At 72.4% G+C, this 21,549-nt stretch carries 22 protein-coding genes and 1 tRNA gene; 3 read left to right on the forward strand and 20 right to left on the reverse strand.

Annotated features, from left to right (window positions below):
- Nucleotides 1-5: 5 nt before the first annotated feature.
- On the reverse strand, nucleotides 6-1,025 hold the full coding sequence (locus tag L3K22_RS00275) for a methyltransferase (RefSeq protein WP_263309647.1): 1,020 nt from the start codon (nucleotides 1,023-1,025) through the stop codon (nucleotides 6-8).
- A 93-nt stretch (nucleotides 1,026-1,118) separates the two neighbouring features.
- Here L3K22_RS00275 and L3K22_RS00280 point away from each other — a divergent pair, with 93 nt between their 5' ends.
- Nucleotides 1,119-1,910: a ParA family protein gene (locus L3K22_RS00280; RefSeq protein WP_010551525.1), complete on the forward strand. Its 792-nt coding sequence runs from the start codon at nucleotides 1,119-1,121 to the stop codon at nucleotides 1,908-1,910.
- A 215-nt stretch (nucleotides 1,911-2,125) separates the two neighbouring features.
- On the opposite strand, the gene L3K22_RS00285 is transcribed toward L3K22_RS00280, so the two are convergent.
- The 6 genes from L3K22_RS00285 to L3K22_RS00310 form a co-directional block, all read right to left on the reverse strand.
- Nucleotides 2,126-2,710 carry a MerR family transcriptional regulator gene (locus L3K22_RS00285; RefSeq protein ID WP_010551524.1) on the reverse strand — a complete coding sequence of 195 codons (585 nt, stop codon included), beginning with the start codon at nucleotides 2,708-2,710 and terminating at the stop codon, nucleotides 2,126-2,128.
- Between the two features lie 143 nt (nucleotides 2,711-2,853).
- Complete coding sequence (ftsR, locus tag L3K22_RS00290; RefSeq protein WP_263309648.1) at nucleotides 2,854-3,498, reverse strand: transcriptional regulator FtsR; 645 nt, start codon at nucleotides 3,496-3,498, stop codon at nucleotides 2,854-2,856.
- A gap of 52 nt (nucleotides 3,499-3,550) precedes the next feature.
- Nucleotides 3,551-3,994: an FHA domain-containing protein gene (locus L3K22_RS00295; RefSeq protein WP_263309649.1), complete on the reverse strand. Its 444-nt coding sequence runs from the start codon at nucleotides 3,992-3,994 to the stop codon at nucleotides 3,551-3,553.
- 125 nt (nucleotides 3,995-4,119) lie between these two features.
- Nucleotides 4,120-4,872: a DUF881 domain-containing protein gene (locus tag L3K22_RS00300; protein ID WP_263309650.1), complete on the reverse strand. Its 753-nt coding sequence runs from the start codon at nucleotides 4,870-4,872 to the stop codon at nucleotides 4,120-4,122.
- Nucleotides 4,869-5,201, reverse strand: coding sequence for a small basic family protein (locus L3K22_RS00305; protein ID WP_010551520.1), 333 nt, complete (start codon nucleotides 5,199-5,201; stop codon nucleotides 4,869-4,871). Before L3K22_RS00305 ends, L3K22_RS00300 begins: the two co-directional genes overlap by 4 nt.
- Entirely contained in the window at nucleotides 5,198-6,157 is a 960-nt protein-coding gene (locus tag L3K22_RS00310) for a DUF881 domain-containing protein (protein WP_263309651.1), read from the reverse strand. Before L3K22_RS00310 ends, L3K22_RS00305 begins: the two co-directional genes overlap by 4 nt.
- Before the next feature lie 181 nt (nucleotides 6,158-6,338).
- Between L3K22_RS00310 and L3K22_RS00315 the strand changes: the two genes are divergently transcribed.
- Nucleotides 6,339-6,412 (forward strand) — tRNA-Pro (locus L3K22_RS00315).
- 85 nt (nucleotides 6,413-6,497) lie between these two features.
- On the opposite strand, the gene L3K22_RS00320 is transcribed toward L3K22_RS00315, so the two are convergent.
- Nucleotides 6,498-7,451, reverse strand: coding sequence for a DMT family transporter (locus tag L3K22_RS00320; RefSeq protein WP_263309652.1), 954 nt, complete (start codon nucleotides 7,449-7,451; stop codon nucleotides 6,498-6,500).
- A 112-nt stretch (nucleotides 7,452-7,563) separates the two neighbouring features.
- On the opposite strand from L3K22_RS00320, the gene L3K22_RS00325 reads away from it, so the two are divergent.
- Nucleotides 7,564-8,439: a formyltetrahydrofolate deformylase gene (locus L3K22_RS00325; RefSeq protein WP_263309653.1), complete on the forward strand. Its 876-nt coding sequence runs from the start codon at nucleotides 7,564-7,566 to the stop codon at nucleotides 8,437-8,439.
- A gap of 115 nt (nucleotides 8,440-8,554) precedes the next feature.
- On the opposite strand, the gene L3K22_RS00330 is transcribed toward L3K22_RS00325, so the two are convergent.
- From L3K22_RS00330 to der, 12 genes are all read right to left on the reverse strand, one after another.
- Nucleotides 8,555-9,961, reverse strand: a complete 1,407-nt coding sequence (locus L3K22_RS00330; protein WP_263309654.1) for an NAD-dependent succinate-semialdehyde dehydrogenase — start codon at nucleotides 9,959-9,961, stop codon at nucleotides 8,555-8,557.
- Nucleotides 9,962-9,974: 13 nt separating this feature from the next.
- Nucleotides 9,975-11,180, reverse strand: a complete 1,206-nt coding sequence (gene doeA / locus L3K22_RS00335; RefSeq protein ID WP_263309655.1) for an ectoine hydrolase — start codon at nucleotides 11,178-11,180, stop codon at nucleotides 9,975-9,977.
- Nucleotides 11,180-12,439 carry an aspartate aminotransferase family protein gene (locus L3K22_RS00340; protein ID WP_263309656.1) on the reverse strand — a complete coding sequence of 420 codons (1,260 nt, stop codon included), beginning with the start codon at nucleotides 12,437-12,439 and terminating at the stop codon, nucleotides 11,180-11,182. The genes doeA and L3K22_RS00340 overlap by 1 nt, the downstream gene beginning before the upstream one ends.
- A 137-nt stretch (nucleotides 12,440-12,576) precedes the next feature.
- Complete coding sequence (locus tag L3K22_RS00345) at nucleotides 12,577-13,515, reverse strand: SDR family oxidoreductase (protein ID WP_263309657.1); 939 nt, start codon at nucleotides 13,513-13,515, stop codon at nucleotides 12,577-12,579.
- A 106-nt stretch (nucleotides 13,516-13,621) separates the two neighbouring features.
- Nucleotides 13,622-14,521, reverse strand: coding sequence for a carbohydrate ABC transporter permease (locus L3K22_RS00350; RefSeq protein WP_263309658.1), 900 nt, complete (start codon nucleotides 14,519-14,521; stop codon nucleotides 13,622-13,624).
- Entirely contained in the window at nucleotides 14,518-15,468 is a 951-nt protein-coding gene (locus L3K22_RS00355; RefSeq protein WP_263309659.1) for a carbohydrate ABC transporter permease, read from the reverse strand. The genes L3K22_RS00350 and L3K22_RS00355 overlap by 4 nt, the downstream gene beginning before the upstream one ends.
- Nucleotides 15,465-16,859, reverse strand: a complete 1,395-nt coding sequence (locus L3K22_RS00360) for an extracellular solute-binding protein (RefSeq protein WP_263309660.1) — start codon at nucleotides 16,857-16,859, stop codon at nucleotides 15,465-15,467. Before L3K22_RS00360 ends, L3K22_RS00355 begins: the two co-directional genes overlap by 4 nt.
- Before the next feature lie 137 nt (nucleotides 16,860-16,996).
- Nucleotides 16,997-17,608 carry a hypothetical protein gene (locus L3K22_RS00365; RefSeq protein ID WP_263309661.1) on the reverse strand — a complete coding sequence of 204 codons (612 nt, stop codon included), beginning with the start codon at nucleotides 17,606-17,608 and terminating at the stop codon, nucleotides 16,997-16,999.
- Nucleotides 17,605-18,081: an NUDIX domain-containing protein gene (locus L3K22_RS00370; RefSeq protein ID WP_263309760.1), complete on the reverse strand. Its 477-nt coding sequence runs from the start codon at nucleotides 18,079-18,081 to the stop codon at nucleotides 17,605-17,607. The genes L3K22_RS00365 and L3K22_RS00370 overlap by 4 nt, the downstream gene beginning before the upstream one ends.
- Before the next feature lie 76 nt (nucleotides 18,082-18,157).
- Nucleotides 18,158-18,436, reverse strand: coding sequence for a PLDc N-terminal domain-containing protein (locus L3K22_RS00375; RefSeq protein WP_263309662.1), 279 nt, complete (start codon nucleotides 18,434-18,436; stop codon nucleotides 18,158-18,160).
- A gap of 24 nt (nucleotides 18,437-18,460) precedes the next feature.
- On the reverse strand, nucleotides 18,461-19,165 hold the full coding sequence (locus L3K22_RS16660) for a TM2 domain-containing protein (RefSeq protein ID WP_308445895.1): 705 nt from the start codon (nucleotides 19,163-19,165) through the stop codon (nucleotides 18,461-18,463).
- 144 nt (nucleotides 19,166-19,309) lie between these two features.
- Nucleotides 19,310-21,529: a bifunctional cytidylate kinase/GTPase Der gene (gene der, locus L3K22_RS00390; RefSeq protein WP_263309663.1), complete on the reverse strand. Its 2,220-nt coding sequence runs from the start codon at nucleotides 21,527-21,529 to the stop codon at nucleotides 19,310-19,312.
- Nucleotides 21,530-21,549 lie beyond the last annotated feature (20 nt).

Raw genomic sequence — 21,549 nt, forward strand, 5'->3', positions numbered from 1 at the left:
CCTGCTCAGCGCTCGAGCAGGAACAGCCGCGGGTGGTGGCCCTTCTGGAAGAAGCGGTGCTCGCCGACGCGCCGCCAGCCCGCGGCGCGCTGCTCGAGGACGCGCTGCATGCGGGTGATCTCGTGGGTCAGCACCCCGAGCCGGGCGCTGGGCGCGGCGAGCTCCGCGGCGCGCTCGAGCAGCGCCGCGAGGAGGTCCTCGTTGCTCTCGTGCTCGCCGTGGAGGGTGCCCCAGGGCGGGTTGGTGACCAGACGCGTGAAGCCTCCCTCGAGCTCCGCGGTCAGCACATCGCCCTGGACCCAGTCGATGCGGCCTCTGCGCCGGGCCGCGCGCTGGTGCCGGCGTGCCGCGTCCAGCGCCGCCGGATCGAGGTCCACGCCCATGGCGCGGGCCGGGGCCGCCCGGTGCAGCTGCTCGACGAGGAAGGTGCCCGAGCCGCAGGTCATGTCCAGCAGCGAGTCCACGGCGCCGACGTCCAGGAGGTCGAGCACGGTCGCGGCGATGGTGGCGTTGACCGCGCCGGGGTAGTCGACCTCGCGCCATGCCCGGGTCGCCAGAGGGCGCGGCGTGGTGCGCAGCAGCACCTGCCAGGTCCCGGGAGAGGCGCCGCGGCGCACCCGGGCGACGAGGTCCCCGTCGGCGTCGTCGAGCGGGAGGTCGGCGAGCTCGGCGAGGGCGGCGGCCAGACGTCGCATCTCCGGCGTCCCGGCACCCGCCGCCTCCAGGCGCAGCCCGTGGAACACCTGGCGGGGCCGCTGCCGGCGCAGGTCCTCGAGAAGCTCGGCGAGCCGCTGCTGCACGGAGGTCTCCAGCAGCTCCCGGGGGCGGCGCGCGGGGACTGTGAGCGAGGTCGAGGCGGCCACGACGCGGCGCAGGGAGCGGACGGCATCGAGATCGTCGGTGCGCAGCGTCAGCTCTGTCGCGGACACGGTGCGCACGGCACCGAGCTCGCGGGCCTCGGCGAGGGCGCTGGCGGCGCATCCCTCGAGCACCTCGAGCACGAGGTCGTGGGTCAGCTGCGTCATCGGGGTCCCTCCGGGGGCGGGGTGCGGGTGGCCACGGCAGGTTACCGCTCGTCGCGGCACCGAGGAGCCCACCCGGGTCGGTAGACTGCGGGGGTGTTCATCGTGAGTGTGTGTTCCCTGAAGGGCGGCGTCGGCAAGACGTCCGTGACCCTGGGCCTGGCCTCTGCCGCCCTGCACCAGGGGGTGAACGCGCTCGTCATCGATCTCGACCCCCAGGGCGACTCGACGCTGGGCCTGCTCGGGGAGCCGGCCTCCACGCTCGACATCGCCGAGGTGCTCTCCTCCCCGCGCACGGAGACGATCGATCGTGCGATCATCCCCACGCCGTGGTCGAAGGACGCCGCCTCCCATCTCGACATCATCCCGGGCACCAGCCGCTCCGCGGTGATGGACTCCCCCGCGCTGAACCAGAAGGACGTGGGTCGGCTGCACCAGGCGCTGGACAAGCGCACGCACCAGTACGACCTGGTCATCATCGACTGCCCGCCCTCCCTCAACGGACTCACGCAGATGGCGCTGGCCGCCTCGGACCGCTCGCTCGTGGTGGCCGAGCCGGGCTTTTTCGCGGTCACCGCCGCGGACCGCGCGCTCAAGCTCGCCGCCGAGATGCACGAGGAGGGCATCGCCCCGCGGCTGCAGCCCCTGGGCCTCGTCGTGAACCGCTACCGTCCGCGCTCGGTCGAGCACCAGTACCGCCTGGCCGAGCTGCGCGACCTCTTCGGCGACTCGGTCCTGGACCCGGTCATCGAGGAGCGTGTGGGCCTGCAGCAGGCGCAGGGAGGCGCGGTCCCGCTGCACCGCTACGAGGGCGCCTCCGGCGCGCGCCTCACCGAGGACTTCGACGCGCTGCTGCGCACCGTGATGGACTCGCGCCAGAACTCCTGAGCGCTCCTCCCCCGCGCGGTCCCCGGGGTCTGCGCCGGACCAGTCGGCTGCGGAGCTCGTCGCCCTCGCCGGGCTCCTCGGGCCTGCCCGTGACCTCGGCGCCGCGCAGCACCAGCACGATCACCGCGCGAGGGACACGATCACCGCACGAGAGAACGGCGGGACCCCTTCCCCGAGGGTCCCGCCGTTCTCGCCGGTGGTGGTGCGGGCGGCGCTCAGCCGGCCTGGCGGGAGCGGCGACGCGCCGCGAGCTCGTCCTGGAGGGCGAGCGCCGCGTCGTCGGCCGGGTCGACGCCGGGCAGCACGGCGAGGTCGTTCTCGACCTCGCGCCACACACGGCCGACGGCGATGCCGAACACGCCCTGGCCGCCCTGGACCAGGTCGAAGACGTCCTCGGCGGAGGTGCACTCGTAGACGGAGGCGCCGTCGCTCATCAGGGTGATGCCGGCGAGATCGTCGATGCCGCGCTCACGAAGAGCCGCAACCGCGATGCGGATCTGCTGGAGGGACACGCCCGTGTCGAGCAGGCGCTTGACCACCTTGAGCACGAGGATGTCGCGGAAGCCGTAGAGGCGCTGGCTGCCGGAGCCGTGGGCCGCGCGCACGCCGGGCTCGACCAGGCCGGTGCGGGCCCAGTAGTCCAGCTGGCGATAGGTGATGCCGGCGGCCTTGCACGCGGCGGGGCCGCGATAGCCGAGCTCGCCGGGGGTGTCCACCACGTCGTCGAAGAGCACGCCCTGGGCGGGCTCTGCGGGGACGGTGGACTGCTCAGTGCGATCATCGCCTCGGGTGGCGTTCACGTCTACCTCCGGGTTCCGGCTCTCAGAGGGGGAAGTATGAGAGCGCCCGCCCAGAGTAGCGCGAAGTGCTCCCTCTCCGGTACCAACGCGCCGCGCGAAGGTCACGGAGAGGTGACGAGTGAGGTGCCAGGAGCCCGGTGCGCTCAGACCTCCCGCAGCTTGGTGCGCAGCATCGCGCCGTGGAGGGTGATCATCGACTCGCCGAGGTCGCGGGCGAAGTCCTCCGCCTCGCCGCGCGCCGCGGCGTCCCCCGCCCGGGAGCGGGGCCGGGCCACGGAGCGGATCATGTGCGCCTCCCGCTCGGCGGCGGTGCGCAGCATCACCAGGTGGCGCGGGTGCAGGCCCTCGTCGGCGAGGTCGCGGGCGGCGGCGACGATCTCGAGCTCGGCGGTGCCGTAGAAGAGCACATCGTCCGTCAGGAAGCCGTACTGCTCCAGCTCGGCGAGGAAGTCCTCCTCCACCCCCGCCTCACGGACGAGGCCGCGCCGGTCCAGCCGCACCGGCTGGAGGGTGGAGCTGGGGCCGGGCCGGGAGGCGATCGAGGTGACCTCGGAGTCGACGCCGTGCTCGAGCAGATGCTCCTTGATGACCTTCAGCGGCCAGAACCGGTCCCGCTGCGCGCGCAGCACGAAGCGCAGTCGGTCCACGTCCTCGCGGCTGTACTTGCGATAGCCGGCAGGAGTGCGTGCGGGCGCGATGAGGCCCTCGGACTCCAGGTAGTGGAGCTTGGAGTGGGCGAGGTCGGGGAACTCGTCCCGCAGCATCTCGAGCACCTGGCCGATGCTCATGCGTGCGGCGGCGGTGGCGCCCGGCCTGCGCGAGGCGGCGGCCGGCATCTGGTCAGACCGTCCCGGGGAACGGGTGGTAGGTCAGTCGGTACTTGCCGATCTGCACGTCCTGGCCGGCGTGCAGGCGCGCCTCGTCGACGCGATCCTTGCCCACGTAGGTGCCGTTGAGCGAGCCGAGGTCGCGCACCAGGAAGCCGTCGCCGTCACGCACGAAGGCAGCATGCTTGCGGGAGACCGTGACGTCGTCGAGGAAGATCTCGCTCTTGGGGTGGCGCCCCGCGACCGTGGTCTCCGAGTCCAGCAGGAAGCGGGCGCCGAGGTTCGGGCCCCTCCGCACGATCAGCAGCGCACTGCGCGGGGGCAGGTTCTCGATCGCCCGACGATCCTGCGAGGACAGGCCGGGCCCGGCGTCCTCGAGGGGGTCGCTGGGTGAGATCGCGCTCAGCTTCGACGTGTGGTCGAGATTGCCGTCGTTCCACTCGGTGTTCCCTGACACCTCACACCCCTTCCTGGCCTGCTGCGACCCTGCGTCGTGGAGGTGCAGGCCGCCGCTCATCCATTCTCGCACGTCCATGGCGCCCACCGGGGGTTCCTTCCCTCCAGCACGTCAGGATTTGACGATCACTTGACCACCCGGGAGTGCTCGGGAGCGCTGAGGTCCACGGTCGCCTCGACCCGGACCTCGTCCTCGGCGGCCGCGGAGAGCGTCCCGCCGTCGCCCGAGACCGAGTCGGCCGCACCGCCGGGAATCCGCAGCGCGGGCTCCATCACGGCGGGATCGCCGATCGCCTTCAGCGTGTAGGGCGCGCGGATCGGCAGGCCGTCCACGAGCAGCCCTCCGTCGGGCGCGGTGGTGATCGAGGTCGAGGCGACCACGCGCACGTCGCCGATCTGCACCACCTCGGCGCCGGCGTTGCGCAGCTCCTGCAGCACGCCCAGCAGGGTCGAGGCGCGCACGCCCTGCTCCGGATCCGCGATCGAGACGACGATCCCGCGCCCCTGGGCGGGGGCGGTGCCGGCCAGGATCTCGAGGTCGGCGAGCCGCTGCTCGGCCGCGTCCTGCGCGGCGACGTCGCCCTCGCGTCCCGAGCGGAGCGTCTCCAGGGTGCGCTCGAGCTCGGCATTCTCGAGCTCGAGGTCCGAGGCGTGGCGCCCGGACTCGTCCAGCAGGCGCACCAGCTCCTGCTGAGTGGCCCCCTCGAGGGACTCGTCGTTGCGGCCCATCTGCGCGGCGATCGACACGCCGAGCAAAAGGCACAGCAGTCCCACGATCACCTGGGCGACGGTCGCCTGCGGCCGGAGGGTGTCCTTCAGCCGTTGCCAGACGATCCGCTGCTGGTCGCGGCTGGTCGGGGTGCGGGTGCCGTCGCTCATGACCGGAACAGGAGCCGCCGGATCGCGGCCGCGTTGGAGAAGATCCGGATGCCGAGCACGACGATCACGGCGGTGGAGAGCTGGGAGCCGACCCCGAGCTGGTCCCCGAGGAACACCAGGAACGCGGCGATCAGCACGTTGAACAGGAACGAGGTGATGAACACGTGGGCGTCGAAGGCGCCGTCGAGGCTCGCACGCAGACCACCCGCGAGGGTGTCCAGCGCCGCCACCACGGCGATCGGGAGATAGGGCTGCAGGCCGGCGGGGACGTCGGGCTGGACGACGACGCCCAGCACGATGCCCACCACCAGGCCGAGGATGGCGATCACGGGGTGTCCTCCTGGTCCGCGCCGCCCTCGGCGGCGCTGTCGGGGGTCGGGTCGCGGACGTCCGCGGGCGCGGACCCGGCGGGGTCCTCGAGCAGGGACGCCTCGCGCAGGGTGCCCTGGGCGCGGGCGGGCGTGGAGAGCTCCTCCCCCGCCGTCCAGGTCAGGCCGATGCCGTAGCGGGTCGAGATCTCCGAGAGGTACTCGCCCGCCTCCGCCTCCTCGACCCCGGCGCGCAGCTGCTCGGGATCGCCGAGCGCGGTGATCTCGTAGGGCGGGGAGAGCGGGCGGAAGTCGACGAGCACCGCGGAGCCGGCGGTGCGGATCGCGGTGGTCTCGGTGACGCGCTGGCCGTTGACGGAGATCGCCTCGGCACCGGCGGCCCAGAGGCCGTTCACGGCGATCTGCAGGTCGCCGTCGGTCACCCGGTTCACGGTGCCCGGACCCGCGCCGGGGCGGGAGGGCAGCGGGGCGGAGTCGTCGAGGGTCAGCTGCACGCCCGGGCCGGTCAGCGACACGCCGTAGCCCGCGCGCTCGTACTCGCCGATCCGCTCCGCGGAGCTGCCGTCGGCGGTGTCGAGGACCTCCTCCTGCGCCTCGAGGATCTCCTGCTCGAGGAGCGTGCGACGATCCTCGAGCAGGTCGGTCTCGGCGCGCACCTCGCGCACCTCCTCCTCGAGCAGCGCGCGAGGGCTGTCGGCACCGGCGGCCTCCTGCCGCAGGTCGACCACGGAGACGGCGACCGCGAAGCCGAGCAGCACGGCCAGCAGCAGGGTGACGGCGCGCATCCGACGGTTGTCGGGCGGCGTGGCCGACTCCAGCGGGTGCTCGTCCTCCCGCAGCGGGTCGACCGAGTAGGGGTCCGCGGTGAGGGCGCGCAGGAGGGAGGTCGGCGAGTACGGGGTCTCTCCGTGGGGAGTCGCGCGCTCCTCCCCCCGTCGCATCCGTCGCTCAGCCATGCCTGGAGTGTAGGAGCTGGGCGAGGCCGGCGCGCCCGACGACCACCGCCCGGCGCGTCTATCCCATGGGCGCAGCGGATCCGCGCTTCGCCACGGGTGCCGCAGGTCACGCCCCTCTCGATTCGCTCCAGCGCCCGGAGCGGGGTACTGTATTCCTCGGTCCTCCGGTGACGGAGGGTCTCGGGCTGTGGCGCAGCTTGGTAGCGCACTTGACTGGGGGTCAAGGGGTCGCAGGTTCAAATCCTGTCAGCCCGACCGAGAGAAGGCCGCCGACCAGTGGGGACACCGGTCGGCGGCCTTCGTCATGCCCGGCCCTCGCCCGGCCCCGCGGCGCCGGGGGTCACGGGGCCGCCGCGACATCGGGCACCGCCAGCGGTTCGACCTCCCGTCCCGAGGGCGCGAGGGCGAGGATCAGCAGCGAGAGGCCGATCCCGGCGATCCCGAGCCAGCCGAGCAGCGGCAGCCTCTCCCCGACGACGAGCACGGCCAGCACGGCCGCGACCGCCGGCTCGGCGAGGGTGAGGGTCGTCGCGGTGCTCGCGGAGATCCGGGTCAGGCCGAGTCCGAACAGCACGTAGCCGAGGAACATCGGCACGAGCGCCATGTAGGCGCCGACGGCGAAGGCCTGCGGGGAGGCGAGCAGCGGGGCGCCGGTGAGCGCGAGCACGGGCAGGAGCGCCAGTCCGCCGAGCCCGAACACGGAGCCCATCGCCGCGGCGCGACCGACACCTCGGCCCATCAGGCGGTGCGCGCTCCAGGAGTAGAGCGCGTAGGTCACTCCGGCGACCAGGCCGAGTCCCACGCCCGCCGTCGTGCCGGCCGTGTCGGCGGCGGCGTCGTGCATCGTCGCGGCGCACAGCACTACGCTGCCCGCGATGCCCAGGGCCGCCGCCATCATCCACCAGGCGCCGAGCCGGCGTCCCTCGAGGATCCGCTCCAGGAGGCCCGAGGCGAGCGGCGCCGACCCGAGGGAGACGACCGTGCCGACGGCGACGCCGGCCAGGTGCATCGAGCTGTAGAACGCCAGCGGATAGATCAGCACGCCCAGCACTCCGGCGACCACAGTGCCCCGGTGGGCGGCCAGGGCGGCGCGCTCGCGGCGCAGCGAGGGAAGGGCGATCAGCGCCTGCAGGATCCCGCCGAAGCCGAGCGCCGCGGCGCCGATCGCGAGCGGTCCGACCTCCGGGGCGAAGGTGGCCGCGGTGCCGGTGGTGCCCCACAGCACGGCGGTGACCAGGACGGCGAGGACCCCGACCAGGGAACCTCGATCCAGCCGCCCGTCTGCTGGTGCCATGCTCGCCCGTCCCCTCCTCGTCGGTGCGCTGACCAGCCTATCCAGCCGGTGCCGCTCGCCGTGGCGGACCCGTGCGCCGCACTCCCCCGCAGCGCTCTCCTACACTCGGGCCATGACCTCAGCGCATCCCTCCCCCTCCCCTGCCCGCCGCTACGTGATGACCTTCGCGTGCGAGGACCGCCCCGGCATCGTGCACGCGATCACCGGAGCGATCGTCGAGGCCCGCGGCAACATCGTCGAGAGCCGCCAGTTCGAGAGCGGCGACTCCCATCGCTTCTACATGCGCGTCGAGGTCCTGACTTCCGCGTCGCCGGACGAGGTGCGCGCCGCGCTCGCCGCACCGATCGAGAGCTTCGGGATCGAGGCGGAGATCGACGAGGTGGGCCGCCCGGTGCGCACCCTCGTGCTCACGTCGAAATCGACCCACTGCCTGAACGACCTGCTGTTCCAGACCTCGATCGGGAACCTCCCGATCGAGGTGCCGCTCGTGATCGCGAACCACGACACCCCGGCCCGGTACGCCGAGTTCCACGGCGTCCCCTTCGAACACCGTCCCGTGACCTCCGCCGAGGAGAAGGCGGCCTTCGAGGACCGGGTGCGCGAGGCGGTCGTCGAGCACGACATCGAGCTCGTGGTCCTGGCCCGCTACATGCAGATCCTCTCCCCCGAGCTGAGCGCCGAGCTCTCCGGACGCTGCATCAACATCCACCACTCGTTCCTGCCCGGGTTCAAGGGCGCGAACCCGTACCGCCAGGCCTACGCCCGCGGCGTGAAGCAGATCGGGGCGACCGCCCACTTCGTCACCGACGACCTCGACGAGGGCCCGATCATCGAGCAGGAGGTCATCCGCGTGGACCACACCCGCTCCCCGCAGGAGCTCATGGCGATCGGTCAGGACACCGAGGTGCGCACCCTGCGCGAGGCCGTGGGGCTGTTCGCGCAGCGCCGGGTCCTGCTGGACGGCTCGCGCACCATCGTCTTCCGCTGAGCGGCTCGGCACGGATCCCCCGCCGCGCCGCAGAGCACGACGGGATCCGCCGCACGTGACAGCCCGACGGGGCCGCACCGCGCGAGCGGTGCGGCCCCGTCGTCGTCCCGGTTCCTCAGCTCCGGGCCGGCCCCACCCAGACCTGCTGGGCGTTGACGAACTCCCGGATCCCGTGGGGGCCGAGCTCCCGCCCGTACCCGGAGCGCTTGATGCCGCCGGAGGGCAGGCGCGGATCGGTCTTGACGATCCCGTTGACGCTCACCTGCCCGGCCTCGATCCGGCGCGCCATCGTCTCGCCGCGGGAGGTCTCGGTCCAGATGCTCGCACCGAGCCCGTACGGGGTGTCGTTGGCGAGGAAGAGGGCGTGCTCGGCGTCCTCGCCCACCATCACGGAGGCGACCGGGCCGAAGGTCTCCTCGGTGCAGGCGCTCATCCCGGCCTCGACCCCGGTCAGCAGCGTGACGGGATAGAAGTAGCCCTCCCCCGTCGGCATCTCGCCGCCCAGGACGAGCTCCGCCCCCGCCTCGACGGAGGTGGTGACCTGGCGGTGGAGCTTCTCCCGCAGCTCGGCGCGGGCGATCGGGCCCACCTGCGTGGTCTCCTCGCGCGGGTCGCCGACGACGAGCGCCGCGAGCTGCGCGGCGAGCAGCTCGACGAAGCGGTCGTGGACCGGCCGCTCGACGATGACCCGCTTCGCGGCGATGCAGGACTGGCCTGCGTTGATGATGCGGGAGAGCGCGGCGACCCGCGCTGCCTCCTCGAGGTCGGCGTCGGCCAGGACGAGGCAGGGATCCGAGCCGCCGAGCTCGAGCACGGCGGGCTTGATCTCGCTCGCCGCGATCGAGGCGACGACGGCGCCGGCCCGGTCCGAGCCGGTGAAGGACACCGCCTGGATGCGCGGGTCGCGGATCACCTGCTCGACGTCGGCGGTCGCGGCGTGGAGCGTCTGGAACACTCCCTCCGGGGCGCCGACGGCGCGGAACGCCTCCTCGATCGCGGCGGCGCAGCCGGGGACGTGGGGATCGTGCTTCATCACCGCCGTGTTCCCGGCCATGAGCGCGGGGGCGGCGAAGCGGAAGGCGAGCCAGAACGGGGCGTTCCACGGCAGCACCCCCAGCACGGTCCCCAGCGGCAGGTGCTGGACGTAGGAGGAGCTCGCATCGGAGGCGATGTGCTGGTCGGCGAGATAGTCGGCGCCGTGGGCGGCGTAGTGCTCGGCCGCCCATGCCGCCTTGGCCACCTCGCCGCGGGCCTCGCCGATCGGCTTGCCCATCTCCTCGGTCATCAGCGGCGCGAGCTCCTCGACGTGCTCGCGCAGGTGGGCGGCGACGGCCTCCAGCAGCGCGGCCCGCTCCTCGAAGGAGGTCTCGCGCCAGGCGAGGAAAGCGCTGCGGGCGCGGTCGAGGACGGCGTCGATCTGGTCGGGCGATGCGGCGGGCACCTCGCGGACGACGGCGCCGGTCGAGGGGTCGACGGCGGTGAGCGTCGTCCGGGGCGAGGCCTGTGTGCTCTGCGTGGTCACGGTGCTGCTCCTCTCAGGGGCGGGGCGTGCCGGCCGCGGCCGGGAAGGATCGGGCGGAGCTCTCGTGGACGGTGAAGTCCTCCGGGAGCGTGAGGAAGGAGGCGCAGCCGTCGGCGGTGATCCGGACGGTGTCGGAGATCCCGACGGTCTTGTCCCCGTCGACGCCCCACATCCAGGGGATGAGGTGGAAGGTCATCCCCTCCTCGAGGGGCCGCTCGTCGCCCTCGAGGAGGGAGAGGATGTACCCCTCGTCCCAGGAGGGCGGGAAGGCGATGCCGATCGAGTAGCCGGCGCGGGTGGCGAGGCTCGCGCCGACGTCGTTGCTCTCGATCATCCGTCGGGTCAGCCGGTCCACCTCGGAGACCGTCACCCCCGGCCTCATCAGCGAGCGCAGCTCCGCCAGGGTGTGCTTCATGAGGTCCTGCGCGGAGCGCATCGAGTCCGAGAGCGCGCCGTTGACGACGGTGCGCATCATCGCGGCGTGATAGCGGCGGTAGCAGCCGCCCACCTCGAGGAAGACATGCTCCCCGGGGCGGATCATGCGCCCCTCCCAGGTGGAGTGGCCGATCATCGAGCGAGGGCCGGAGGCGACATAGGGCATCACCGCCGGGAACTCCCCGCCCGCGCGGAACATCGCCGAGGCGATCGCGGCGGCGACCTCGTTCTCGGTGGCACCGGACATGGCGGTGTGCAGACCGGCGGCCATGCCGGCCTCCCCCGCGTAGGCGGCCAGCTGCATCACCTCGATCTCCGCCCGGGACTTGCGGATCCGCCCCTCCTCGACGATCCCGAAGCAGTCCACGAGGCCCTCGCCGAAGGCGTCGTGGAACCGGTCCTGCTGGTGGGCGGGGAAGTAGTAGCTGTTGCGCTCGTAGCCCACCCGGGAGTCCGCCAGGCGCAGGTCCCGCAGGGTGGAGACCAGCTCGAGGATCGCGTCGCCCGAGTCGGGATAGGCGCGGGAGTGCTCGAGCCAGGTGCGGGAGACGACGTTGGACTCCTCGAGCGCGCGGGTGATCATCACCGGCTCCGCCTCCAGCGGCACGATCAGGGCCTGGAAGAAGGAGTACCCGGTGGTCTGGTGGTCGGTGAGGTACATCAGGTTCTCGGGGTCGCTGATGATCACCGCGTCCAGCTCCCGGGCCGCCATCCGCTCCCGCAGCTCCCCGACCCTCCGCTCGTACTCCTCCGGGGCGAAGGTCATGTCCTCGCGGCGGCGCATCACGCCTCCTCCAGCGCGGCGTCGATCGCCGCCTCGAGGATGTCCAGGCCCTCGGCGAGGTCGTCCGGCTCGATGATCAGCGGCGGGATCAGCTTGATCACCCGTCCGCCGCTGCCGCAGGGGCCGAACAGCAGGCCGCGGTCGAAGCACTCCCGCTGCAGGCGCGCGTTCAGCGCCCCGTCGCCGGTGTCCAGGGCCTGCATCATGCCTCGTCCGCGCACCTCCCAGCCGCGGTCCGGGTGGGCGTCGGCGATCGCCTGGAGCCGGTTGCGCATCTGCTCGCCCTTCTCGAGGACCCCTTCGAGGAAGGCGTCGTCGGTGAAGAAGTCCAGCGCCACCTTCCCGGCGACGAAGGAGAGGCCCTGGCCGCGGAAGGTGCCGGTGTGGGCGCCGGGGCTCCAGTGCTGGTCCACCTCGGGCTTGTTGAGGTTCATCGCGATCGGGGTGCCGAATCCGCCGAGGCCCTTGGCCAGGGTGATGATGTCGGGGTCCAGCCCCATCCCGTCGAAGGAGAAGTAGCTGCCGGTGCGGCCGATCCCCGCCTGGATGTCGTCGATGATGAAGAGCGCCCCGTGCTCGCGGGCGAGATCCTGGACCTGGTGGAGCCAGTCGGGGCTCGCGACGTTGACCCCGCCCTCGGCCTGCAGGACCTCGACGAGGAAGGCGGCCGGGGGCAGCAGTCCGCTCGAGTGGTCCTTCAGCGCCGCGGCGTACTCGGCCAGCGCCGTGTCCCCGCCGGGCGCGGTCTCGAAGGGCAGGCGCTGGATGTTCTCCAGCGGCACCCCGGCCCAGCGGCGGAAGGCGTCGTTCGCTGTCGCGGCGAGGGAGCCCAGGGTCATGCCGTGGAAGCCGTGGCTGAAGGCGACGATCTCGCGCCGGCCTGTGGCGGCGCGGGCGAGCTTCATCGCGGCCTCCACGGCGTTCGAGCCCGTCGGCCCCATGAACTGCAGGCGGTGGTCCATGCCGCGGGGCGCGAGGACCACCTCGTGGAAGCGCTCGACGAAGTCGCGCTTGGTGGTGGTGTAGGTGTCGAGCGAGTGCGCGACCCCGTCGGCCTCGAGGAACTCGATCAGCGCCTTCTTCATCGCGGGATGGTTGTGGCCGAAGTTCAGCACCCCGGCCCCGGCGAAGAAGTCGATGTAGCTGCGGCCCTCCTCGTCGACCTGGCGCGCGCCGGAGGCGGAGGCGAAGACCGTCGGGTAGTTGCGACAGTAGCCGCGGATCTCGGATTCGTGGTTCTCGAAGATGGCGGTGTCCATGGGAGACCTCTTCCTGCCCAGGAGGCGATCCGATCTCCGTGCCCGGGCGAGAGCTGAGATCGCCTCTCATGTCCTGTGCGGCCCGGTGTGATGACCCTCACAGGCGGACAGGCTCCCCGTCAAGCGCGGCTCGCCGCTCAGAACACGGGTCGGCCTCCGGTGACCCCGAGCACGGTGCCGGAGACGTAGCTCGCCTCCTCGGGGCTGGCCAGGAACACGTAGGCGCCTGCGCACTCGGCGGGCTGCCCTGCACGGCCCAGGGGCGTGTTCGCCCCGAAGGCGACGTAGTCGTCCGACACGCGCGTCGCGACGTTCAGCGGGGTCCAGATCGGGCCCGGTGCCACGGCGTTGACGCGGATGCCGCGGGGGCCGAGATCCGCAGCGAGGTTGACGGTCAGGTTGTTGATCGCGGCCTTGGTCGCGGCGTAGTCCATGAGCGGCACGGAGGGGTCGTAGCTCTGGATCGAGGAGGAGTTGATGACGCTCGCTCCGGGTCGGAGATGCGGGGCCGCCTCCTGGGTGAGCCAGAACAGCACCTCGAGGTTCGTGGTGAGGGTGCGGTGCAGCCGTTCGGAGGCAATCCCCTCCAGGCCCTTCGGCTCGGCCCGGCCCCACTGGAAGGCCGCGTTGTTCACGAGCACGTCGAGACGGCCGAGCTCCTCGACGGTTCGACGAACGATGGAGCGCGCATGCTCTTCGTCGCGGAGATCGCCGGGCAGCAGCAGGGCACAGCGTCCGGCGTCCTCGATCCACCGCCGGGTCTCCTCCGCGTCCTCCTGCTCCTCGGGGAGGTAGGAGATCGCCACGTCGGCGCCCTCGCGGGCATAGGCGATCGCGACGGCCCGGCCGATGCCCGAATCGCCCCCGGTGATCAGGGCGGCCATCCCCTCGAGTCGTGCGTGTCCGACGTAGCTGCGCTCGCCGTGATCAGGCACGGGGCTCATCGGTCCCGTCAGTCCGGGCGGCTCCTGGTCCTGCGGGGAGAAGGCCGGCTCGCCGCCGGAGGTCGAGAGCTGCTCGGCGCGCTCAGCCACTCGGGAGTGCACGCGGTCCTGGCGCGGGTCCTGATCGGTCACGGGAGCCTCCTGGGTCGGTGGGACGGATGCGGGAATGCCCACGCTACCGACCACCGGCCCGGGCCGCCGAGGACCGAACGCCCGGTCGGTCCCGGACCGGGCCGGCTCAGCCCTTCACACCGCCCGCGGCGGCGAAGCCCTGTCCGAGGTTGCGGCCCAGGAACAGGTACAGCACCACCACCGGCAGCGAGTAGAAGATCGAGAACGCGGCGAGCTGTCCGTACGCGACCTGCCCGTACTGGGAGGAGAACGTGTACAGCGTCACCGCGGCGGGCAGCTTGTCCGGGCTCAGCAGCAGCATGAAGGGGACGAAGAAGTTCCCCCACATGGAGACGAAGGTGAAGATCGTCGCCACCGACAGGCCCGAGCGCATCAGCGGCAGCACCACCGACCACAGGGTGCGCAGCACTCCCGCTCCCTCGGTCCACGCGGACTCCTCGATCTCCAGCGGCACCCCGTCCATGAACCCCTTGGTGAGGAAGATGGCGTAGGGCAGCGAGCTCGCCCCGAGGAACAGGATCGCGCCGCCCATCGAGTCGATGAGGTTGACCTGCACGAACATCGAGTACACCGGGATCATGATCGCGGTGATCGGCAGGCCGGTCGAGAAGATGATCGTCAGCAGCAGGGGGCGCTTGGCGCGGAAGCGGTAGCGGGAGAGCGGGTAGGCGCACAGCACCGCGGAGACCATGGTGAGGATCGTCGCGCCGCCGCACAGGATCAGCGAGTTCCCCAGCGGCCGGAAGGTCGTCTCCTCGTTCCAGATCGCCGCGTAGTTGTCCAGGCTCCAGCGCTGCGGCCAGGCCACCGACAGCGAGGCCTCGGTGTCGAAGGAGGCCAGCACCACCCACAGCAGCGGCACCAGGAACGCGATGCCGATCGCGGCCATGACGAGGTTGCTGGCGAGCTTCGTGCCAGCGGCGCGGGAGCGTCGCTTCCGGGGTGCGGGACGAGCGGCCGACGCACCGCCCGCGGGGGCGGTCGTGGTCGTGGGAGCGGCGGTCATCGCTTGTCCTCCTCGGGCAGCAGGCGCAGGTAGGCGATCGAGGCCAGCGCCCCGATCAGCAGGAGCAGCAGGGCGACGGCGGTGCCGTAGCCGAGCTGTCCGTAGGAGAACGCCTGCTCGTACATGTACAGCGGCAGGGTCTGGCTCTGCCGGGCGGGGCCGCCGCCGGTCATGATGAAGATCAGCCCGAAGACCGACAGGGTCTGCAGGGTGGTCAGCATCAGGTTCGTCGCGATCGCGGGCCGCAGCAGCGGCACGGTCACCGAGACGAAGCGGCGCACGGGCCCGGCGCCGTCCAGCGCCGCGGACTCGTACACGTCCCCGGGCACGGAGCTCAGCGCGGCGGAGTAGACCAGCATCGAGAACGCCGCGCCGCGCCAGATGTTCGCGAAGGAGACCGCGATGATCGGGGCGCTGAACAGCAGGTCCTGCCCGGGCAGCCCGATCGCGGTGAGCATGGCGTTGAGGCTGCCGGCGTCGGCGAAGAAGGTGTAGAGCAGGTAGCCGGCAACCACCTCGGGCAGGATCCACGCGGCGATCACGATCGAGGTGACTGCGAAGGTGACCAGCCGGTGCGAGCGCTCCATCAGCAGGGCGAGGCCCATGCCGAGCAGGTTCTGGCCGAGCACCGCGGAGATCAGCGTGAACACCAGGGTGAGGATGACCGAGTTCCAGAAGTCGCCGTCGGCGAAGGCGTCGGTGAAGTTCTGGACGCCGACGAAGCTGGTGTCGGAGGCGCCGTCGCCGCGGATCGCGGAGTCGGTGAAGGCGAGGTAGAGCGAGTACAGGATCGGGCCGAGCATGAAGCCGAGCAGCAGCAGCGCGGCCGGCAGCATCGGCACGGCGCGCATCGGCGAGAGCCCGTCCCCGAGCCGGGTGCGTCGGTCCCCGCGGCGCGGGGCGCCGGCCCCTGCGGCGGGGCGGGTGGTGGTGTCGGTCGCGGTCATCCCTGGGCCTCCTGCACGTTCTCCGAGCCGACGATGTCCCGCACCGTCGCGTCGTAGGCGGCGGCCGCCGCCTCGGGGGCGGAGCCCGTGAGCACGGCCTCCATCGCCTCCTGGAGCGCGGAGGAGACCTCCGGATACGCGGGCAGCGCTGGCCGGTAGTAAGCGGTGTCCAGCAGGTTCGTGAAGTACTCGACCGCCGGGGAGTAGCTGAGGTACTCCTCGACCTCGGCGACGTCGTTGCGGACGGTGATGTGGTTGTCCGCGATCGCGTAGTCCACGAGGGTCTCGGTGGAGACCAGCGTCTCGAGGAAGCGGAAGGCCGTCTCGCGGTCGGTGACGTGCTGCGGGATGGACAGGCCCCAGCCGCCGGCGAGGGTGACGGTGCCGGTGCCGCCGCCGTCCTGGGTGGGCATGTCCGCGAGCCCCACCACCTCGGGCCATTCGGGCCAGGGCCGGCCGGCGGTCTCGGTCCAGTTCTGCGAGATCCAGGAGCCGTCGATCAGAATGCCGAGCTTCGCGTCGGGGAGCAGCGCGGTGTAGATCTGCTCGGAGATGTTGGGATCCAGCAGCTGGCCGAGGGAGGCGGTCAGCTCCTCGTCCACGACGGTCTTGAGGAAGGCGAGGGAGTCGATGAACCCCTGCGAGCCCAGCACCCACTTCTTCGTGTCCTCGTCGTACAGACCGGTGCCGTCGCCCGTGCCGTACAGCAGCATCTCGAAGCCCTGCATCGAGGCCTTCTCGCCCTGCGGGGTGCCGGCGAACATGAAGAACGGGATCGCCTCGGAGCCGGAGTCCTTGATCGCGCGGGCCGCCTCGAGGATGTCCTCCCAGGAGGTGGGCTGCCAGTCGGCGGGCAGGCCCGCCTGCTCGAACACCTCGCGGTGGAACCAGATCGCACGGGTGTCGGTGGTGATCGGCACCCCGTAGACCTCCCCGTCCTCGCCGGTCACGGCGAGCTTGGACGCCTCGGCGATGTCGTCCCAGTGGTCCCAGCCCTCGACCAGGTCGGTCATGGGCTGGAGGTATCCGGCCCCGACGTCGGACAGGAGGATGAAGGAGTCCTCGTAGACGAGGTCCGGGCTGGTCCTCGGGGAGCTCATCAGCAGCTCGTTCTTGGTGAAGTAGTCGTTCTCCGAGGCGACGATCGGCACCAGGTCGATCACCAGCTCCGGGTTCTGCGCGGAGAACGTCTCCGCGGCGCGCTCGATCCACTCCTGCTTGATGGTGTTGGAGCCGAACTGCTGGAAGGCGATGCGCAGGGTGCCCGCGTCACGCCCTCCTCCGGAGCAGCCGGCCAGCGCACCCAGCGGCAGCAGGGCGGCGGCACCCGCGGTGAAGCGCAGGAAGGACCGGCGATCGGTGCCTGTCCGTGGGGAAGGGGTTGGGGCCACGAAGACCTCCTCGTCGACGTCTCTCAGGCCCTGAGCGTAGCGGGTGAGACCCGTCACACCGGGAAGTCGGTGCGCCCCGGCGCGTCGCACGTCCTGCGTCGTCCCCTCCCCCTGTCCCGTCCTCCCCGGCGGTGCCCTCAGCCGCGGGCGCGGCCGACGCCCTGGGCGCGCTCCGCGTCGGCGTAGCGCATGCCGGTCGGCACCTGCGCGAGCTCGAACCAGGACGCGGCGCGCGGGAGGAGGCGCACGTCCTGCCAGGGGATCTCGAACTCGGGCGCCTGCCAGAGGGTCAGCGCGATCTCCGCGCGGCGTCCGGCGGCGACCAGCAGCAGCCGTCGCAGGCGGGAGAGCGGATGGGGGTCGGCGCGGGCCGCCTCGGGGATCGCGACCGCTCCGCCGAGGTCGAGCGGCCACACGGTCTCGCCCCAGTGCAGCTCCGCCCGCTCGGGGGTGCCGGCGATGACGGCCGGCGGGCGCAGGTCCGCGGCGGCGACCGGGACGGGCGCAAGGGGCTCGCCCCGCCGCAGCACCTCGTGCTGCACCCAGGCGCCGGGCAGCAGGAGCTTCTCGCCCACGTGGACGTCGACCAGCAGCGCCTCGGCGAAGGGGCGCAGCGCCTCGCTGAGCCGTCCCGCGCGGGCGAGGTCCCGGCGCGGTGCGGCGATCACCCGCACCACGGCGTGGTCTCCCGGCCGGTCGGTCAGCGGGATACGCACCCGCGTGCCGGGGAGGGGGTTGCCCGTGCTCATCGGCGGAACCTCGCCTCGGCCCGGTCCTCGAGGGCGAGGGCGAGCTGCTCGCGGAAGCGGTCGTTCATCGGCGGCAGGTCCTCGACGGGGCACCAGAGCGCCTCGGTGTTCTCCCCGTCGGCCGGGAAGGGCCGCTGGGAGTCGTCGGCCTCGCACAGGAAGCAGATGTCGAGGTACTGGGCGCGGTCCCCGTTGGGGTAGGTGATCTCGGGCAGGGCGCGCATGTCCAGCAGGCGCAGGGCGGTGCACGCGATGCCCGCCTCCTCGGCGACCTCGCGCTCGGCGGCGCGGGCGGGCTCCTCCCCCGGGTCGACGATCCCGGTGACCGGGGTCCAGCGGCCGTCGTCGGCGCGGCGCACCACGAGCAGGTGCGTGCGTGCGGGGTTCAGGACGACGGCCGTGACGCCCGGTATCCACAGCAGCTCGTTGCCGATCCTCTCGCGCAGCGAGAGGACGAAGTCCGGGGTGGCGATGATGCTCCTCCTGGAAGGGGTCGGCGGGGTGCGGCCGCGGCGCGGCGGACGACGGCGGCGGGGACGGTTCCCGGGGTCAGGCGGTGCTCGCGGCGATCCCGAAGATCCCGAGGATCGCGATGCCGAACACGAAGTAGGCGAGGATCCCGAGGATCACGAGCCCGACGATCACGCAGAAGACGATCCAGCCCACCTTGTTCATGGTGCGCGCGGAGCGGGGGTCGGACTCCATCTGCACCAGGGCGATGATCCCGAAGATCGTGGGAATCCACCCTCCGCACAGGAAGCCGAGCACGATCAGCAGGATCGCGCTGGTCTGGATCGAGCCGCGATCGGGAGCGGGCGGGAGCGTCATGGGCGTCCTTCCGGGACGGGTGGGTCAGTCCCTCAGCGGGCGGCCATGGGCGTCGCGCTCGAAGGATGGGGACTTGGCGAGGACCATGATGCCCTCGACGAGACCCCAGATGGTCGTGATCGGGGACAGCGTGAAGCAGCTGAGCACGGTGACCAGGACCTGCACCAGGCCGATGGCGGTGTACCCCATGAGGAAGCGGTGCACGCCGAAGGCGCCGAAGAAGATCCCCAGGACCCCGACGAGCACGCGGCTCTGCGCCTCGCCCTGCACGGGCGCCGCACCCGGCTGGGCGGCGTGGGCGGCGCCCTGCGCGCCGTCCGGCGGGAAGCCCTGGGCGCCCGCGGGGGCGCCGTAGGGAGTGCCCGGGCCGTACGGGGAGGCCTGGCCGTAGGGCGAGGCCTGGCCGTAGGGCGAGGCCTGGCCGTAGGGCGAGGCGTCGCCGGAGCCGCCCTTCTGACCTTCCGGATCCTGCTGGCCGTAGGCCTCCTGGCCGGCGGGCGCGGCGGCCTGTCCGAACGGGTCCTGCCCCGCGGGGGCGGCGAAGGGGTCCTGCGCGCCCTGTCCCGGCGCGGGCTGCTCCGCTGGGGGCTGCGCCCACGGGTCCTGGCCGCCGCTCGGCGCGGCGTAGGGGTCCTGGCCTGCGCCGGGCGCCTGCTGCGCTGAGGTGTCCTGGGGGGCGAAGGGGTCGTGCTGCGGGGTCCAGGAGCCGTCGTCACCGGTGTTGCTCATGGGCGCCACGATACGTGCCGCCGGTGGTGCCCGGCATCTCGGCGCGCTGGGCCCCCGGGGTCCCCGGCTCGGGCCCCCGACGACAGCACCCCGTCCCCGCCGCAGCGGGAACGGGGCGTCGACGGCGCCGTTCGACGGGGCCGCTCAGCGGCGGCGCTTCTCGCGGATCCGCACGCCGATGACGATCGGGGAGCCGGTGAACTCGAAGTCCTCCCGCAGCCGTCGCTCGATGAAGCGGCGGTAGCCGTGCTCGAGGAAGCCGCTGGCGAAGACCACGAACCGCGGCGGACGGGTGCGGGCCTGCGTCGCGAAGAGGATCCGGGACTGCTTCCCTCCGCGCAGCGGATGGGGGTGCGCGGCGACGAGCTGGCCCAGGAAGGCGTTGAGCCGGCCCGTCGGGATACGACGGTCCCAGGACTCGAGCGCCTTCTCGAGCGCCGGCACGAGCTTCTCGGAGTGGCGCCCGGTGGCGGCCGAGATGTTCACGCGAGGTGCCCAGGCGACATGGCCGAGGTCCCGTTCGATCTCCCGCTCCAGCGCCTTGTGCCGCTCCTCGTCCAGCAGGTCCCACTTGTTGAAGGCGAGCACGAGGGCGCGCCCGGACTCCAGGACCATGTCGATGATCTTGAGGTCCTGGGTGGAGATCGGCTCATTGGCCTCCAGCAGCACGACGGCGACCTCGGCGCGGTCCAGCGCCGCGTGCGTGCGCAGCGAGGCGTAGTAGTCCGCGCCCTGGGACTGCGCGATGCGGCGACGGATCCCCGCGGTGTCCACGAAGGTCCACTCCTTGCCGCCGAGGACGATCTTCTCGTCCACGGGGTCGCGGGTGGTGCCGGCGAGGTCGTCGACGACGACGCGCTGCTCCTTCGCGAGCCGGTTCAGCAGCGAGGACTTCCCGACGTTGGGGCGGCCGACGAGGGCCACGCGCCGCGGGCCGTGGTCGACCGGCGAGCCCCGGCCCTCCTCCGGCATGGCGGCGACCACCGCGTCCAGCAGGTCGCCGGAGCCGCGGCCGTGCAGGGCGGAGACCGGGTACGGCTCGCCGAGGCCGAGGTTCCACAGCGCCGCGGCCTCGAGCTCGCCGCGCTGGTCGTCGACCTTGTTGGCGACCAGCACCAGCGGCACCCGCGCCTTGCGCAGCACCTTCAGCAGCTGCTCGTCGGTGGTGGTGATGCCGACGTTCGCATCGACGACGAACATGACCACGTCCGCGAGGGAGACGGCGACCTCGGCCTGCTCCGCGACGCGATAGGCGATGCCCTGGACCCTGTCCTCCCAGCCGCCGGTGTCCACCAGCCAGAAGTCCTTGCCGGACCACTCCGCCTCGTAGAAGACGCGGTCGCGGGTCACGCCGGGACGGTCCTCGACGACGGCCTCGCGGCGGCCGAGGATGCGGTTGACCAGCGTGGACTTGCCGACGTTGGGGCGGCCGACCACGGCGACGACGGGCAGGTTCCGCTGCGCCTCGGGCTGCAGCTGCGCCTCCTCGCCGCCGCCGAGCAGGGCGAGGTCCTCGTCGTCGAGCTCGTAGTCGGACAGGCCCGCGCGCAGCGCCGCCTCGATGTCCTCGTCGCTCGGGCCGTCGGCCCCTGCCTCGACCACGACGGGCGCGGCGGGGGCGGGCTCGGCCGGGCCGTGCTCGGCGGTCTCGTCGGCGGCCTCGGCGGCCGCGACCAGCATCAGCACCTTCTCGACGACGTCCTCGATGTCGAGGCCGGTGGTGTCGATCTGCTCGACGCCCTCGGCGGCGGTGAGGAACTCGGAGACGGAGGAGTCGTCGCGGTCGCGGCGCAGCACCTGGTCGGCCATGCGCTCGCGCGTCTCCTCGGTGTCCTCGAGGCCGAGCTCCGCGGCGCGGCGGCGCATCCGCTCCTCGTCCGAGGCGGTCAGCAGCACCCGCACCCGGGCGTCGGGGGCGACGACGGTGGTGGTGTCACGGCCCTCGGCGACGCAGAAGCCGCGCTCGGCGGCGGTGGAGAAGAGCACCTCGCGCTGGCGGCGCTGGAGGATCGGGCGCACCAGGGTGTTGGTCGCGACGGCCGAGACCTGCTGGGAGATGCGCTGCTCGCGGATCGCGGCGGTGATGTCGGTGCCGGCGACGACCACGGTGGCCCCGGTCGGGTCGGTGCCGAGGTCGAGGTCGATCTGCTCGGCGACGCGCGCGACGGCCTCGCGGTCGGCGAGGTCGACGCCGTCCTCGAGGCAGGCCCAGGCGATCGCCCGGTACATCGCGCCGGTGTCGAGGAAGCCTCCGTCCAGCGCCTCGGCGACGAGGCGGGAGACGGTCGACTTCCCGGAGCCGGCCGGGCCGTCGATCGCGATGGTGATGCCCTCGGCGGGGTCGTGCGGCGCGCTGGTGTGCATTCCAGAAGGATACGGGGCGC

Origin of the sequence: Brachybacterium atlanticum, from assembly GCF_025669985.1 — a bacterium.
Classification (GTDB): Bacteria; Actinomycetota; Actinomycetes; order Actinomycetales; family Dermabacteraceae; genus Brachybacterium; species Brachybacterium conglomeratum.

Excerpts from the sequence above, each read along its gene's own strand:
- L3K22_RS00350 (WP_263309658.1), bottom strand. The coding sequence starts at position 14,521 with ATGACCGCCGCTCCCACGACCACGACCGCCCCCGCGGGCGGTGCGTCG.
- L3K22_RS00365 (WP_263309661.1), bottom strand. The coding sequence starts at position 17,608 with ATGAGCACGGGCAACCCCCTCCCCGGCACGCGGGTGCGTATCCCGCTG.
- L3K22_RS16660 (WP_308445895.1), bottom strand. The coding sequence starts at position 19,165 with ATGAGCAACACCGGTGACGACGGCTCCTGGACCCCGCAGCACGACCCC.
- L3K22_RS00275 (WP_263309647.1), bottom strand. The coding sequence starts at position 1,025 with ATGACGCAGCTGACCCACGACCTCGTGCTCGAGGTGCTCGAGGGATGC.
- L3K22_RS00375 (WP_263309662.1), bottom strand. The coding sequence starts at position 18,436 with ATGACGCTCCCGCCCGCTCCCGATCGCGGCTCGATCCAGACCAGCGCG.
- doeA (WP_263309655.1), bottom strand. The coding sequence starts at position 11,180 with ATGCGCCGCCGCGAGGACATGACCTTCGCCCCGGAGGAGTACGAGCGG.
- L3K22_RS00355 (WP_263309659.1), bottom strand. The coding sequence starts at position 15,468 with ATGACCGCGACCGACACCACCACCCGCCCCGCCGCAGGGGCCGGCGCC.
- L3K22_RS00300 (WP_263309650.1), bottom strand. The coding sequence starts at position 4,872 with ATGAGCGACGGCACCCGCACCCCGACCAGCCGCGACCAGCAGCGGATC.
- L3K22_RS00320 (WP_263309652.1), bottom strand. The coding sequence starts at position 7,451 with ATGGCACCAGCAGACGGGCGGCTGGATCGAGGTTCCCTGGTCGGGGTC.
- ftsR (WP_263309648.1), bottom strand. The coding sequence starts at position 3,498 with ATGAGCATCGGCCAGGTGCTCGAGATGCTGCGGGACGAGTTCCCCGAC.
- L3K22_RS00340 (WP_263309656.1), bottom strand. The coding sequence starts at position 12,439 with ATGGACACCGCCATCTTCGAGAACCACGAATCCGAGATCCGCGGCTAC.
- L3K22_RS00310 (WP_263309651.1), bottom strand. The coding sequence starts at position 6,157 with ATGGCTGAGCGACGGATGCGACGGGGGGAGGAGCGCGCGACTCCCCAC.
- der (WP_263309663.1), bottom strand. The coding sequence starts at position 21,529 with ATGCACACCAGCGCGCCGCACGACCCCGCCGAGGGCATCACCATCGCG.
- L3K22_RS00325 (WP_263309653.1), top strand. The coding sequence starts at position 7,564 with ATGACCTCAGCGCATCCCTCCCCCTCCCCTGCCCGCCGCTACGTGATG.